Here is a 14,063-nt window from a genome sequence, read left to right as displayed (position 1 = left end):
CGCCCCGCGAGCAGCTCGCGGGGCGATGCGGGTCAGAGGTCGCCGTAGCCCAGCGAACGCAGTGCGCGCTCGTCGTCGGACCAGCCGCCCTTCACTTTCACCCAGAGGTTGAGCATGACCTTGGAATCGAACAGCACTTCCATGTCCTTGCGGGCGTTCTGGCCGATGCTTTTGATGCGCTCGCCCTTCTCGCCGATGATGATCTTCTTCTGACCATCACGCTCGACCAGGATCAGTGCGTGGATGTGCAGAATCGGGCCGTCCTGCTTGAACTCCTCGATCTCCACGGTGACCTGGTACGGCAGCTCGGCACCCAGCTGGCGCATGATTTTCTCGCGCACCAGTTCAGCGGCCAGGAAGCGGCTGCTGCGGTCGGTGATCTGGTCTTCGGGGAAGAAATGCTCGCTCTCGGGCAGGCGCTCGGCGACCAGGCCCTCGAGAATCTCCAGGTTCTGCCCGTGCTGGGCGGAGATCGGCACAACTTCGGCATTGGGCAGCTGCTCGGCCAGCCACTGCAGGTGCGGCAGCAGCTCGCCCTTGTCTTCCATGCGGTCGACCTTGTTCACCGCCAGCAGCACCGGGCAGCTGACGTACTTGACCTTGTCGTAGACCATCTGGTCTTCGTCGGTCCAGCGGTTGCGGTCGACGACGAAGATCACCACGTCAACGTCCTTCAGCGCGGCGCTGGCCGAACGGTTCATGTAGCGGTTGAGCGCCTTGTCGTTGTCCTTGTGCAGGCCGGGGGTGTCGACATACACCGCCTGCACGTCACCCTCGGTCTTGATGCCCAGCAGGGTGTGGCGAGTGGTCTGCGGCTTGCGCGAGGTAATCGCCAGCTTCTGCCCGAGAATGTGGTTGAGCAGGGTCGACTTGCCTACGTTGGGGCGGCCGACGATGGCGACGTAACCGCAACGAACGGCTCCTGCTTCATCGTGCTCGGATGGGTCGTGCTGGTCTTGCTCGTGCTCACTCATGGCCATTCTCCACGCCCAGGGCTGCCAGGGCAGAGGCGGCGGCCACCTGCTCGGCGATGCGGCGACTGCCGCCGTGGCCATGGGTCTTGTCATTCAGCAGGGCAACCTCGCACTCGACGAAGAAGGTGCGGCAATGCGGTTCGCCCTGGATATCCACCACGTCGTAACGCGGCAACTCGCACCCGCGCGATTGCAGGAATTCCTGCAGGCGGGTCTTGGGGTCCTTGTTGGTGTCCACCGGGGTCAGCTCGCGCAACTGCGGGCCGAGCCAGGCCATGATCCGCTCGCGGGCGGAGTCCATGCCGGTATCCAGGTAGATGGCGCCGATCAGTGCTTCCATGGCATCGGCCAGGATCGACTCGCGGCGGAAACCGCCACTCTTGAGCTCGCCCGAGCCCAGTCGCAGGTAATCCCCGATCTCGAAACCACGGGCCAGCAGGGCCAGGGTCTCGCCTTTCACCAGTCGCGCGCGCAAGCGCGACAGCTGGCCTTCACGGGCCTGGGGAAAGTGGGTGAACAGGGCTTCGCCGATGACGAAGTTAAGGATGGCGTCGCCGAGGAACTCCAGGCGCTCGTTATTGCGCCCGGCGAAACTGCGATGGGTCAGCGCCAGGACCATCAGGTCCTGGTCGCGGAAGGTGTAGCCAAGCTTGCGCTCGAGTCGATCCAGACTGTTGTTACTCACGGCATTCGTACACGGAATTCTTTGTCAAATTTGACCACCAGGTCGATGTTCTGCACCAGTGGCTCACGTCTTTCGTATTTCAGGTGGGCGCGGAACTCGTTGTTCTCGAGCTTCACATCCATAGCCTCATCCAGGTTCAAGTCGCGGATGCCGTTGATCAGCATCGCCTTGCTCACATAAGAGTAGAACTCCGGCACGCTGCGCACCTCCGCTGCCTTGTCGGTTTCCACCGAAGTGATGGCCTTCTCAAGGGAGTAGTAATCCAGGTAATGCGGAATAACCTTGAACGCCGCACTGGCCAGGAACGCCACAACAGCGAGAATCACCAGCCAGCCCAGCAACGACATGCCCTTCTGCGAACGTGCGTACTTCATATCGACCTCATGTCGGTATCGTTCTTATTGTCCGCCAACCGCGGCGGGTCCACGTGCAAACGGGGCTGCTTCGCTCCCCGCGTGCAGCCCCGCCCGGGTTTCTAGCACTGTTCGCCGCCCGAAGGCTTCGAACATCTCACAACTTTAGTGGATCACGCCCACTCGTGAGAAATTCGGTAGATTGCGCTGCTTGGGTTCCGGCCAGCTCATCCACACCGCGAAGGCCTTGCCGACGATATTGCGGTCCGGAACCATACCCAGCAGATCCTTCGGGATCTTCGGGTCGTTCCAGTAGCGGCTGTCGTTGGAGTTGTCGCGGTTGTCGCCCATCATGAAGTAGTGATCGGCCGGCACTTTCCACTGCTTGCCCGGCTCGACGCGATAACGGGTCATTTCCTTGCGGATCAGGTGCTCGACGTCGCCCAGCTTTTCCTTGTACAGCGTGACGCTGCCCAGGCTGCCGGGCTCTTCGCCCAATAGCTTCTCGGCGATCAGCTGGTCGTTGACGTAAAGGCGCTTGTCGCTGGTATAGCGAATGGTGTCGCCGGGAACGCCGATCACACGCTTGATGTAGTTGATGTTCGGGTCGCTCGGATAGCGGAACACCATGACATCGCCGCGCTGCGGATCGCCGACCGGGATCACCTTGGTGTCCAGTACCGGCAGGCGGATGCCATAGGCGAACTTATTGACCAGGATGAAATCACCCACTTCCAGGGTCGGCTTCATCGAGCCCGACGGGATCTGGAAGGGTTCGACCAGGAAGGAGCGCAGCACCAGAACGATGAACAGCACCGGGAAGAACGACTTGCCGTACTCGACCAGTACCGGTTCCTTGTTGAGTCTTTCCAGCACTTCCGGATCAGGCTCGCCGACCGTGCCTTCATAGGCGGAAATGGCTGCCCGGCGGCGCGGCGCGAACAGCACCAGGTCCACCAGGGCGAGAACGCCGCACACAGCAACGGCAATCACCAGCAACAGCGGGAAATTCAGCGTCATAGGGTTCAACTGTCCACTTTGAGCACAGCGAGGAAGGCTTCCTGCGGAATCTCCACGCTACCGACCTGCTTCATCCTTTTCTTACCGGCCTTCTGCTTTTCCAGCAGCTTGCGCTTACGGCTCACATCGCCACCATAGCACTTAGCCAGCACGTTCTTCCTGAGCGCCTTGACCGTCGAGCGGGCGATGATCTGCCCACCGATGGCCGCTTGAATCGCGACGTCGAACATCTGCCGCGGAATCAGTTCTTTCATCTTCTCCACCAGCTGACGGCCCTTGTAGGGCGCGTTGTCGCGGTGGACGATCAGGGCGAGGGCATCGACCTTCTCGCCATTGATCAGTACGTCGAGACGAACCAGGTTGGCCGGCTCGAAACGATCGAAGCTGTAGTCCAGCGAAGCATAGCCACGGCTGGTGGACTTCAGGCGATCGAAGAAGTCCAGCACCACTTCGTTCATCGGCAGGTCGTAGATCACCTGGACCTGGCCGCTGAGGAAGTGCATGTCGCGCTGAACGCCACGCTTCTCGATGCACAGGGTAATGACGTTGCCCAGGTGCTCCTGAGGCACAAGGATGGTGGCACGGCAGATCGGCTCACGCATCTCGTCGATGGACGAAAGATCAGGCAGCTTCGACGGGTTGTCGACATACAGGATTTCGCCGTTCTTCTGCACGATCTCGAAGATCACGGTCGGCGCGGTGGTGATCAGATCCAGGTCGTATTCGCGCTCCAGGCGCTCCTGGATGATCTCCATGTGCAGCATGCCGAGGAAGCCGATGCGGAAACCGAAGCCCAGGGCCTCGGAGCTTTCCGGCTCGTACTGCAACGCGGCATCGTTCAGGGTCAGCTTCTGCAGGGCTTCGCGGAAGTCCTCGAAGTCATCGGAGCTGACCGGGAACAGGCCAGCGTAGACCTGCGGCTTGATGCGCTTGAAGCCCGGCAGCACGTCCACGTCGGGAGTGTTGTTCAGGGTCAGGGTGTCGCCCACCGGGGCACCGAGAATGTCCTTGATGCCGGCGATGATGAAGCCCACCTCGCCGGCCTTGAGGTCCGGAGTCTCGGTGTGCTTGGGAGTGAAGACACCGACGCTGTCCACCTGGTGGACCTTGCCGGTGGACTTCACCAGGATCTTGTCGCCTTTCTTGACGCGGCCGTGCTTGACGCGCACCAGGGAGACCACGCCGAGGTAGTTGTCGAACCAGGAGTCGATGATCAGCGCCTGCAGCGGCGCCTCGATCTCGCCTTCGGGCGCAGGAATGGCGCTCACCAGACGCTCCAGCACGTCCTCCACGCCCATGCCGCTCTTGGCCGAGCAGGCCACGGCGTCGGTGGCGTCGATGCCGATGATGCTTTCGATCTCGTCCTTCACGCGGTCCGGATCGGCCTGCGGCAGGTCCATCTTGTTCAGCACGGGCATGACTTCCAGGCCCTGCTCGATGGCGGTGTAGCAGTTGGCGACCGATTGCGCTTCCACGCCCTGGCCGGCATCCACCACCAGCAGCGCGCCTTCGCAGGCGGCCAGCGAGCGGCTGACTTCGTAGGTGAAGTCGACGTGGCCGGGGGTATCGATGAAGTTCAGCTGGTAGGTCTTGCCGTCCTTCGCGTTGTAGTGAAGGGTGACGCTGTGCGCCTTGATGGTGATGCCGCGCTCACGCTCCAGATCCATGGAGTCGAGGACCTGCGCCTCCATCTCGCGGTCGGACAGGCCGCCGCACATCTGGATGAAGCGGTCCGCCAGCGTCGACTTGCCATGGTCGATGTGGGCGATGATGGAGAAATTGCGGATATGACTCAGGTCACTCACGGCTGAACACACTCGAAAGGCTGAAGGCGGCAATCCGCCGAAAAATAGCCGGGGAGTTTACTTGAATCCCAGACTGTCCGCCACGCCTGCGCCGGACGGACGGACATGAAAAAGGGCGGTGAAGACCGCCCTTTTTCAGTGCCGAGTTTACTCGGCGAGCTTGAAGGTGATGAAGCTCGCACGGCCCTGGCGCAGTACACGCATGGAGATCGAACGATCCTTCGGCAGAGACTTGGCGATCTCGGAGAAGGTCTTGGACGAATCCACCGCGCGATTGTTCAGGTGAGTGATCACATCACCCTGGCGCAGGCCGATCATCGCCGCCGGACCGCCCTGGACTTCCTTGATCACCACGCCGGCCTTGATATCCAGCGACTTGCGCTGCTCAGGCGTCAGCTCGGCGACTGTCACGCCCAGGCGGTTGCTGCTGCGCTCGGCGCCCTTGCCCTCGACGGCGGCGACTTCCTCGTCCTCGTCCGGCAGGTTGCCGATGGTCATGTTCAGCGTCTTGCGGCTGCCATCGCGGATGACTTCCAGAGCAGCCTTGTCGCCCGGCTTCATGTTGCCCACCAGGTGCGGCAGGTCAGCCGACTCATTGATGGTCTGGCCGTTCAGGCTGAGGATCACATCCCCCACCTGCAGGCCGCCCTTGGCTGCCGGGCCGTCTTCGACCAGCTGGGCCACCAGCGCGCCGGACGGCTTATCGAGCCCGAAGGACTCGGCCAGATCCTTGTTCACTTCCTGGATCACCACGCCCAGCCAGCCGCGACTGACCTTGCCACCCTTCTTCAGCTGATCGGCGACGTTCATCGCCACATCGATCGGGATCGCGAAGGAAAGGCCCATGAAGCCACCGGAACGAGTGAAGATCTGCGAGTTGATACCCACCACTTCGCCCTGCAGGTTCAGCAGCGGACCACCGGAGTTGCCCGGGTTGATCGCCACGTCGGTCTGGATGAACGGCACGTAGTTCTCGTTCGGCAGGCTGCGGCCCTTGGCGCTGACGATACCGGCGGTCACCGAGTGATCGAAACCGAAGGGCGAGCCGATAGCCAGCACCCACTCACCCACTTTCAGCTTGTCGGAATCGCCCAGCTTGAGGGTCGGCAGGTTCTTGGCCTCGATCTTCAGCACGGCGACGTCGCTACGCGGGTCGGCGCCGACCAGCTTGGCCTTGTGCTCGCTGCGGTCGGACAGACGCACCAGGATCTCGTCGGCATCGGCCACCACATGGTTGTTGGTCAGGATGTAACCATCATCGGAAATGATGAAGCCCGAGCCCAGGGACTGCGCTTCGCGCTGCTGTCCGCGGGGCGCCTGGCCCTGCCCCTGACCACGGGGAATGCTGCGCTCGAAGAACTCGCGCAGACCCGGCGGCAGGTTATCCAGGTCCGGGATACCCATCTGGGCGCCCGAACGATCAGGGAGCTTCTGGGTCGTACTGATGTTGACCACTGCCGGCGACGCCTTCTCGGCCAGCGTCGTGAAGTCCGGTAGTTCGGCACGCGCAGTGACCGACAGGCTCAAGGCCAGCAGGGCAATCAGCGCAGCCATGCTGCGTTTCAGGGTTTGCATTGACTACAGCTCCCGTGATGTTGATTGGGAAAGAGACTAAACCGGGCCGAGCGGCCCACCGACCAGCGCACGCAGCACAACCGGTTGCATCGCCGGATCATTCGAATGGCGTCGCGCCAGGCGCCGCACGAGCAGCCAGGCCAGCAGGAATCCCGCAAGCCCGGCCACCATGACCAGAGGTTCCCCGAAACCGATCCGCGCCGCCAGTAGCGCCAGTGCGAAAAGTCCAATTAAGGGGGAAAGATAGAAGAGCAGGGCACTCTTCAGGAGAACGCTCTCGCCCACGCCCAACACGACTTCGTCGCCAGGCGCCAACTTCAGCGAAGACAGGGCGCGCACGCGGCCACGCCCATTACCGACACCCAACCGCCCCAGGATACCCTGTCCGCAGCCGGCGTTCACTGAACATCCCGAGCAGGTGGAGCGGCGCAGCGTTTCGACCCAGACTGCTCCGGATTCCACTGCCACCACCCTTCCCTGCTCCTCGATCACTCTGACTGGGCCCCCGCCGGCCGCATGGACAGTGCCACGCGCTCAGCCGTACCGCTGGGGATCTCGCCCACGACGGTCACCATGGTACCGCCGTCTTCACTGGCGTAACGCCGGGACACGACCGTGGTCGGACCCAACTGGGTACGCGCGTCATCGACCTTGGCACCATGCAGCGGCTCGAGGAACACCGAGAATCGCGCCAGGCCATCCCCGTAGGCCAGGCAGAGCACCTGGTCATTCGAGACAGGGCTGCGCTGCTGCAGGGTGCTGTTGAGGGTAAAGCCCGGAGGAACCCACTCCGAATGCCAGCCGGTCTTCACACTGGCGCTCTTGAGCTCCTTGACCGGCTGACAGGTCGACGTCGGCTGCAGCTCGGCGTCGTCAGGCGCCTGCAGGTCGATACGGGTGAACTGCAGGCGCTCGATGATCTGCCCCTTGTCATTGAGCAGCAGGGACTTGAGCGGCAGACCGGTTTCCTTGTCCAGGTGGAGCTCGAAACCGTAGCGATGCTGGTCGCGCGGCATCACCGCGAGCACCACGGCCGGGCGATCGGCGACGCGCGATTCACCCGCGACACGAATGTCGTACCAGGACGAAAGCTCCTGCGGATTCAGCTTGTGCGCGGGCCAGAGCTCACCGACCGAGACCTGCCCGGCCATGCCACCACCCACGCACTGGGTGGCGCCATCGACCCGCAGGACCTCCTGGCGCGGCCCATCGGCCTGAACCAGGCGCTCGCGCACCGAACCATCGGCATCGACCCGATGCCAGACATCGTGCGTCGAGAAAGCACCGCTGCGCTCGTAGACGAAAGTGCCCTGGAAATTCTGTTGCTGGTCTGCCTCGGAGAGGCGCTTGATCCAGTCCATCGCATCGGCGGCCTGCACTGGCAATGCCAGCAGACCGCCAAGGATGAACAGCAGAGCTGTAGTCGCGCGCATGTCGCTCCTTAAGGTCGCAAAATCAGCGGCTTTCCAGGCTCGCGGCGCGCGCGTAAGGCAGGGCGCTGTCAGTACCGTTTACGGCGGACTGTTGCGCATGTTGGCGCAGATAACCCGGAAGACGCTGCTCATGCCAGGTGGTCTGCCCGCCTCGGGCATTGGTGATCACCTGCGGCGCCTCGTCCTGAGTGTAGCCTGCCAGAACCGCCGGGCCCTGAACCTGCGGCAGAGCGATCTGCTGCGTGCCAGCCGCTTGCTGAGCCAGGCCGTTGGCGACATTGTCGTCCTGGTGGTACAGGCGCACCCCCGCCAGCACGGCCAGGGTCACCGACGCGGCTACCGCCAGGCGGCCGACGTTGCGCCACGGATTGGACTTGCTCGGCGCCGGCGCAGCTTCATCGGCCAGCGCGGCGGACACGGCGGCAGCGATATCCAGCTTGGGCATCGCCGGCTCCTTGTGCATCACCGCACGGGCCAGTTGATAACGGGACCAGGTGGCCCGCAACTCGGCGTCCTCGCCGCAGGCTGCAAGCACTCGCCGCAGCTCAAGCTCATCCGCTTCGTTATCCATGACAGCGGACAGCGACTCCTGCAGGGCTTCACGACTCATAGCGGTACCTCTCTTGGCTGTTGCCGCTGTATCAGACTTCTTCATGCAACAAAGGCTGCAAAGCTTTGTCGATCGCTTCCCGCGCACGGAAGATCCGTGAGCGGACCGTTCCCACCGGACACTGCATCACGGTGGCGATATCTTCGTAACTCAGGCCTTCGAACTCGCGCAGGGTCAATGCCGTCCGCAAGTCTTCTGGCAGCTGCTGGATGGTGCGATGGACGGTTTCCTCGATCTCATCCCGCAGCATGGCTCTTTCCGGCGACTCGATGTCCTTCAGGGCATGGTCGCCGTCGAAGAACTCCGCGTCTTCCGCGGTGACATCGCTGTCAGGCGGACGCCGACCGCGCGCCACCAGGTGGTTCTTCGCGGTATTGATGGCGATACGGTACAGCCAGGTATAAAAGGCACTGTCGCCCCGGAAGTTACCCAAGGCGCGATACGCCTTGATGAATGCTTCCTGTGCGACGTCCTGGGCTTCCTGGGCGTCGTGCACGAAACGCACGATCAGCCCGAGAATCTTGTGCTGGTACTTCAGCACCAGCAGATCGAATGCCCGCTTGTCTCCGCGCTGTACCCGTTCAACCAGTTGCTGATCCTGTTCCTGGGTTAGCATGAATGCTCCTCTACGAACCTGGAGGAGCTTCGAGCACCCTGGTAAATCGTCCTGCCAAGATAGACTCGGGACTTCTGCAAAAGTTCTCCCCTCCAAGCATGCGCCGCACAGTTTTTTCACATTCGCGGCAACCGGACCCAGACATGCGTCCGAAGCCCGTTGAATTCAACTGTATCGGGCGTAACACCCGCGCCCTCCCCGCGCAGTCCGAGCCTGCGCGAAAGCGACTTAAGGTATTCCGAGTTGGAACCGGAACGACTAAAAAAGTTCCGGCGATTTGCCACGATCCGTCACCCTCGATGCAACGCCGGCGCGCCTGGTTTCGCGGCATGAGCGCAAGCACGCGGCTTCCGCCCTGCGACTGCCGCACGCAACAGGCGCCTTCGGTGTCATCGGTTCGCCAGTATTGTGCCGTGGCACCCTTCTATATACTAGGGCGCCTTTTTGGTGGAGCCGGATATGAGTCAGCACTTCCAGCATGATGTTTTGGTGATCGGCAGCGGGGCCGCTGGCCTGACGCTCGCCCTGACTCTGCCCGCGCACCTGCGCATTGCTGTCCTGAGCAAGGGCGAATTGTCCCAGGGCTCGACCTTCTGGGCCCAGGGCGGGGTCGCCGCTGTGCTGGACGATACCGATACCGTCGAGTCCCATGTCGAGGACACCCTGGTCGCCGGTGCCGGTCTGTGCCGCGAAGACGCCGTGAAATTCACCGTCGAGCATAGCCGCGAGGCCATCCAGTGGCTGATCGAGCAGGGCGTACCCTTCACCCGCGACCATGAGCCGGGGCGCGAGGACGGCGGTTTCGAGTTCCACCTGACCCGCGAAGGCGGCCACAGCCACCGCCGCATCATCCATGCCGCCGATGCCACCGGCGCAGCCATCTTCAATACCCTGCTGGAGCAGGCACGCCTGCGGCCGAACATCGAACTGCTGTCGCAGCGGGTCGCGGTCGACCTGATCACCGAGCGCAAGCTCGGCAAGAAGGGCCAGCGCTGCCTGGGCGCCTACGTGCTGGACCGCAGCACCGGCGAGGTCGACACCTTCGGCGCGCGCTTCACCGTGCTCGCCTCCGGCGGCGCCAGCAAGGTCTACCTCTATACCAGCAACCCGGACGGCAACTCCGGCGATGGCATCGCCATGGCCTGGCGCGCCGGGTGCCGGGTCGGCAACCTGGAGTTCAACCAGTTCCACCCGACCTGCCTGTACCACCCACAGGCCAAGAGCTTCCTGATCACCGAGGCCATACGCGGCGAAGGCGGCCTGTTGCGCCTGCCCAACGGCGAGCGCTTCATGCAGCGCTTCCATGCCCTGGCGGAACTCGCGCCGCGCGATGTCGTGGCCCGCGCCATCGACCACGAGATGAAGCGCCTGGGTATCGACTACGTCTACCTGGACATCAGCCACAAGCCGGCCGAGTTCATCCGCGAGCACTTCCCCACGGTCTACGAGCGCTGCCTGGACTTCGGCATCGACATCACCCACGAGCCGATCCCGGTGGTGCCGGCGGCGCACTACACCTGCGGCGGCGTGCTGGTCGACCAGCACGGCCACACCGATGTGCCGAACCTCTACGCCATCGGCGAAACCACCTTCACCGGCCTGCACGGCGCCAACCGCATGGCGAGCAACTCCCTGCTGGAATGCTTCGTCTACGCCCGCTCGGCTGCCGCCGACATCGTCGGCAAGCTCGCCCAGGCGCCCATTCCCGCCGGCCTCCCCGACTGGGACGCAAGCCAGGTGACCGACTCCGACGAAGACGTGATCATTGCGCACAACTGGGACGAGCTGCGGCGCTTCATGTGGGACTACGTGGGCATCGTGCGCACCAACAAGCGCCTGGCTCGCGCGCAGCACCGCGTGCGCCTGCTGCTGGACGAGATCGACGAGTTCTACTCGAACTACAAGGTCAGCCGCGACCTGATCGAGCTGCGCAACCTCGCCCAGGTGGCCGAGCTGATCATCAACTCTGCCATGCAGCGCCGCGAGAGCCGCGGCCTGCACTACACCCTGGACTATCCGGACCTGCTGCCCGAGGCGCGCGACACTATCCTGGCGCCGCCCACCTATTGCGGCTGAAGCGCAGCCTCACCCGCAAGCGCCGGTGAATGTCCGGTGCCAGCGCATCGGCCGGCACGCAGACGCTGCGCGCCAGCCACTGGCCGGGACGGCGGAAGCGCAGCACGATCAACGCGGGCAGCGCCAGGCTGTCCGGCGCCAGTTGCACCGGCTGCCAGCCATCACGCTCGGACCATACCTGCCAACCGTCGGCGTTGTGGCGAAGGCCGCGCACGGAAGCTGCGCTGCGCAGCAAGACCTGGCGCGGCATGACGTACCCGGCGTGCAGCGCACAGGCCAGCAGGCCGAGCAGACTCAGGAACGCGGGGATGGCGGCAAGCAACAGCGCCAGGATGGCGAGCGATTGCGCGCCGAGGTAGGCCGCCAGCAACCCGATGGACGGTCGCCAGCGGCATTCGAAGGGGTCACTTCGGCTGGACACGGTCCAGGATCATGCGAACGATGTGGCGCAGATCGGCGTCTTCCGGCTCACCACGCTGCATGAACCAGCCGAACATGTCCTGGTCCTCGCACTCCAGCAGCTTGCGGAAACGCGCCTGATCTTCGGCGGGCAGGCCCGGATAGACCTCCTGGACGAAAGGCACCAGCAGGACGTCCAGCTCCAGCATGCCGCGGCGGCTGTGCCAGAAAAGGCGTTTGAGTTCGGTTTCGTCGGTCATCTGCAGGTACCTCGAATAACAGCGGGCGAATACATCGGATCGCTCGCGAGGTCGACGGCCGGCGCGAGCCGAGCGGCATTATACGCATGCGCCCCGGCTCCCGGCACCCGCTGACAAGCCTCGGTCCGGGCTCTATCATGAGGCCCCTAACTTTCTTCCAGCGAATCGTGATGACCGCCTCCGCTTTCTTCATCGAACTCAATCACGAAGGGATTCTCGCCGTGCGTGGCGTGGACGCCGCCAAATTCCTCCAGGGCCAGTTGACCTGCAACCTCAGCTACCTGAACGACGAAACCTCGAGCCTCGGCGCTCGCTGCACCCCCAAAGGGCGCATGACCTCCAGCTTCCGCATCGTCGCCGTGTCTGACGGCTACCTGCTGGCGATGGCCAGCGACCTGCTCGAAAGCCAGCTCACCGACCTCAAGAAGTACGCCGTGTTCTCCAAAGCCAGCCTGTCGGACGACAGCGCCCAGTGGACACGTTTCGGCCTGAGCGGCGCCGACGCCCTGCTTGCCGGGCTGGGCCTGGCGCTGAGCGGCCAGGCGGATCAGGTGGCGCAGCATGACGGCCTGATCGCCATCGGCCTCGGGCAGGGTCGCGTCGAACTCTGGGTACCGGCAGCGCGCGCCGCCGAGCTACGCGAACGGCTGGGCGCGCAACTGGCGCACGGCAACCTCAACGACTGGCTGCTCGGCCAGATCCGTGCCGGCGTTGGCCAGGTATTCGGCACCACCCGCGAGCTGTTCATCCCGCAGATGATCAACCTGCAGGCCGTCGGTGGCGTGAGCTTCAAGAAGGGCTGCTACACCGGCCAGGAAATCGTCGCCCGCATGCAGTACCTAGGCCGCCTCAAGCGCCGCCTGCATCGCCTGGCACTGGACGGCAGCGACCTGCCGGAGCCGGGCCGCGAGCTGTTCTCGCCGGTGCACTCCACCAGCGTCGGCGAAGTGGTGCTTGCCGCCCGCGCGGCGCAAGGCGTGGAACTGCTGGCCGTGCTGCAGGACGACGCCGTCGCCGATGGCCGCGTGCGCCTGGGCGAGGCCGACGGCCAGCCGCTGCGCCTGCTGGACCTGCCCTACACCCTGGACAGCAATCGCGAGATCCAGCGCTGATCTGCGCCGGGTGGGGAGCCCGGCGCAGGACAAGGCGTGAAAAGCCCGATTTGGTGATCCACCTAACCGACGAGTGATGTGGCACCGTGCAAAATGCAACCCGTCCTCCGGGTTGCGCGGCAACACGACTCATCAAGAAGCAACATCAGACCCAATCAGGAAGTGCCATGAGCAAGCTTGCCGACAAAGTACAACAGGAACTGCTGCGGGCCATCGACAACGATGAACTGGTGCTGCCGACGCTGCCGGAAGTCGCCTTGCGGGTGCGCGAAGCGGCGGAGGACCCGGACAGCAGCATCCAGGATCTCTCCAAGGTGATCGGCAACGATGCGGCGCTGACCGCGCGCATCATCAAGGTCGTGAACAGCCCGCTGCTGCGCACCAACAAGGAAATCACCGACCTGCAGATGGCGATCGGCCGCCTGGGCATGAACTATACCTGCAACCTGGCCACCGGCCTTGCCATGGAACAGATGTTCCAGGCCACCTCCGACGTGGTCGACCGCAAGATGCGCGAAGTCTGGAACAAGAGCACCGAGATCGCCGGCATCTGCCACGCGCTGTGCCGCCACTACACCCGCCTGGCGCCGGACCAGGCCACCCTTGCCGGGCTGGTGCACCAGATCGGCGTGCTGCCGATCCTCACCTACGCCGAGGAGCACAGCGAACTGCTGGCCGACTCCATCAGCCTCAACCACGTGATCGAGCGCATTCACCCGGTCATCGGCGACCGCATCCTCAAGGCCTGGGACTTCCCGGCGCCGATCGCCGCCGTCCCCGCCCAGCACCTGGATTTCAACCGCGACTCGGTCAAGGTCGACTACGTGGACATCGTCCAGGTCGCCACCCTGCAGAGCTACCTGGGCAGCCAGCACCCCTACACCGAGCTGGACTGGGGCAGCATCCCGGCCTTCGCCAAGCTCGGCCTCGACCCCAAGGCCAATCTCAAGGAAGACGAAGACCTCTCGGCGGCGATGGAAGCGGCGATGAGCATGCTGCAGTAACGGAAAACGTCCGCGACGTTCTTTCTCTTCGTGATGGGTATCGCTGCGCTCCACGCCATCCTACGGATTGGCTTTTTCGTAGGAGCAACTGTCTTTTGGGCTCCCGCGTTCGCGGGAGTGACGGGCGTGAAATTCGCGCCC

General features: G+C 63.7%; 15 protein-coding genes. 3 read left to right on the top strand and 12 right to left on the bottom strand.

Annotated elements, in window-relative coordinates:
* Nucleotides 1-32 precede the first annotated feature (32 nt).
* The 10 genes from era to rpoE form a co-directional block, all read right to left on the bottom strand.
* Nucleotides 33-974 (bottom strand): GTPase Era, encoded by a 942-nt coding sequence (gene era, locus GA645_RS06610; protein ID WP_152221078.1) that lies wholly within the window; start codon nt 972-974, stop codon nt 33-35.
* On the bottom strand, nt 967-1,659 hold the full coding sequence (rnc, locus tag GA645_RS06605) for a ribonuclease III (protein WP_152221076.1): 693 nt from the start codon (nt 1,657-1,659) through the stop codon (nt 967-969). The genes era and rnc overlap by 8 nt, the downstream gene beginning before the upstream one ends.
* Nucleotides 1,656-2,033, bottom strand: a complete 378-nt coding sequence (locus GA645_RS06600; protein ID WP_152221074.1) for a DUF4845 domain-containing protein — start codon at nt 2,031-2,033, stop codon at nt 1,656-1,658. The genes rnc and GA645_RS06600 overlap by 4 nt, the downstream gene beginning before the upstream one ends.
* A 144-nt stretch (nt 2,034-2,177) precedes the next feature.
* Nucleotides 2,178-3,032 carry a signal peptidase I gene (gene lepB / locus GA645_RS06595; RefSeq protein ID WP_152221072.1) on the bottom strand — a complete coding sequence of 285 codons (855 nt, stop codon included), beginning with the start codon at nt 3,030-3,032 and terminating at the stop codon, nt 2,178-2,180.
* Between the two features lie 5 nt (nt 3,033-3,037).
* Nucleotides 3,038-4,837: a translation elongation factor 4 gene (lepA, locus tag GA645_RS06590; protein ID WP_152221070.1), complete on the bottom strand. Its 1,800-nt coding sequence runs from the start codon at nt 4,835-4,837 to the stop codon at nt 3,038-3,040.
* Between the two features lie 147 nt (nt 4,838-4,984).
* The gene (locus GA645_RS06585) at nt 4,985-6,412 is read right to left on the bottom strand and encodes a DegQ family serine endoprotease (protein ID WP_152221068.1); all 1,428 of its coding nucleotides are present in this window, start codon (nt 6,410-6,412) and stop codon (nt 4,985-4,987) included.
* 36 nt (nt 6,413-6,448) lie between these two features.
* Nucleotides 6,449-6,904, bottom strand: coding sequence for a SoxR reducing system RseC family protein (locus GA645_RS06580; protein WP_152221066.1), 456 nt, complete (start codon nt 6,902-6,904; stop codon nt 6,449-6,451).
* Complete coding sequence (locus GA645_RS06575; RefSeq protein ID WP_152221064.1) at nt 6,901-7,845, bottom strand: MucB/RseB C-terminal domain-containing protein; 945 nt, start codon at nt 7,843-7,845, stop codon at nt 6,901-6,903. Before GA645_RS06575 ends, GA645_RS06580 begins: the two co-directional genes overlap by 4 nt.
* A gap of 22 nt (nt 7,846-7,867) precedes the next feature.
* On the bottom strand, nt 7,868-8,455 hold the full coding sequence (locus GA645_RS06570; protein WP_152221063.1) for a sigma-E factor negative regulatory protein: 588 nt from the start codon (nt 8,453-8,455) through the stop codon (nt 7,868-7,870).
* 31 nt (nt 8,456-8,486) lie between these two features.
* Nucleotides 8,487-9,071, bottom strand: coding sequence for an RNA polymerase sigma factor RpoE (gene rpoE / locus GA645_RS06565; RefSeq protein ID WP_152221061.1), 585 nt, complete (start codon nt 9,069-9,071; stop codon nt 8,487-8,489).
* Between the two features lie 459 nt (nt 9,072-9,530).
* Here rpoE and nadB point away from each other — a divergent pair, with 459 nt between their 5' ends.
* Nucleotides 9,531-11,147: an L-aspartate oxidase gene (nadB, locus tag GA645_RS06560; RefSeq protein WP_152221059.1), complete on the top strand. Its 1,617-nt coding sequence runs from the start codon at nt 9,531-9,533 to the stop codon at nt 11,145-11,147.
* On the opposite strand, the gene GA645_RS06555 is transcribed toward nadB, so the two are convergent.
* The gene (locus GA645_RS06555; RefSeq protein WP_152221057.1) at nt 11,116-11,568 is read right to left on the bottom strand and encodes a protein YgfX; all 453 of its coding nucleotides are present in this window, start codon (nt 11,566-11,568) and stop codon (nt 11,116-11,118) included. The genes nadB and GA645_RS06555 overlap by 32 nt on opposite strands.
* Nucleotides 11,552-11,806 carry a succinate dehydrogenase assembly factor 2 gene (locus GA645_RS06550; protein WP_152221055.1) on the bottom strand — a complete coding sequence of 85 codons (255 nt, stop codon included), beginning with the start codon at nt 11,804-11,806 and terminating at the stop codon, nt 11,552-11,554. The genes GA645_RS06555 and GA645_RS06550 overlap by 17 nt, the downstream gene beginning before the upstream one ends.
* Before the next feature lie 170 nt (nt 11,807-11,976).
* On the opposite strand from GA645_RS06550, the gene GA645_RS06545 reads away from it, so the two are divergent.
* Nucleotides 11,977-12,918 (top strand): folate-binding protein YgfZ, encoded by a 942-nt coding sequence (locus GA645_RS06545; RefSeq protein WP_152221053.1) that lies wholly within the window; start codon nt 11,977-11,979, stop codon nt 12,916-12,918.
* A 167-nt stretch (nt 12,919-13,085) separates the two neighbouring features.
* Nucleotides 13,086-13,922, top strand: a complete 837-nt coding sequence (locus GA645_RS06540) for an HDOD domain-containing protein (RefSeq protein ID WP_152221051.1) — start codon at nt 13,086-13,088, stop codon at nt 13,920-13,922.
* Nucleotides 13,923-14,063: the final 141 nt, after the last annotated feature.

Source organism: Pseudomonas sp. SCB32, from assembly GCF_009189165.1.
Lineage (GTDB): Bacteria > Pseudomonadota > Gammaproteobacteria > Pseudomonadales > Pseudomonadaceae > Pseudomonas.
This window is presented reverse-complemented; position numbering and strand designations above follow the sequence as displayed.

Bases quoted from the DNA above. Each gene is read 5' to 3' on its own strand.
- lepB (WP_152221072.1), bottom strand. From the start codon at position 3,032: ATGACGCTGAATTTCCCGCTGTTGCTGGTGATTGCCGTTGCTGTGTGC.
- nadB (WP_152221059.1), top strand. From the start codon at position 9,531: ATGAGTCAGCACTTCCAGCATGATGTTTTGGTGATCGGCAGCGGGGCC.
- rpoE (WP_152221061.1), bottom strand. From the start codon at position 9,071: ATGCTAACCCAGGAACAGGATCAGCAACTGGTTGAACGGGTACAGCGC.
- GA645_RS06570 (WP_152221063.1), bottom strand. From the start codon at position 8,455: ATGAGTCGTGAAGCCCTGCAGGAGTCGCTGTCCGCTGTCATGGATAAC.
- GA645_RS06575 (WP_152221064.1), bottom strand. From the start codon at position 7,845: ATGCGCGCGACTACAGCTCTGCTGTTCATCCTTGGCGGTCTGCTGGCA.
- GA645_RS06600 (WP_152221074.1), bottom strand. From the start codon at position 2,033: ATGAAGTACGCACGTTCGCAGAAGGGCATGTCGTTGCTGGGCTGGCTG.
- era (WP_152221078.1), bottom strand. From the start codon at position 974: ATGAGTGAGCACGAGCAAGACCAGCACGACCCATCCGAGCACGATGAA.
- GA645_RS06540 (WP_152221051.1), top strand. From the start codon at position 13,086: ATGAGCAAGCTTGCCGACAAAGTACAACAGGAACTGCTGCGGGCCATC.
- GA645_RS06550 (WP_152221055.1), bottom strand. From the start codon at position 11,806: ATGACCGACGAAACCGAACTCAAACGCCTTTTCTGGCACAGCCGCCGC.
- GA645_RS06585 (WP_152221068.1), bottom strand. From the start codon at position 6,412: ATGCAAACCCTGAAACGCAGCATGGCTGCGCTGATTGCCCTGCTGGCC.
- GA645_RS06545 (WP_152221053.1), top strand. From the start codon at position 11,977: ATGACCGCCTCCGCTTTCTTCATCGAACTCAATCACGAAGGGATTCTC.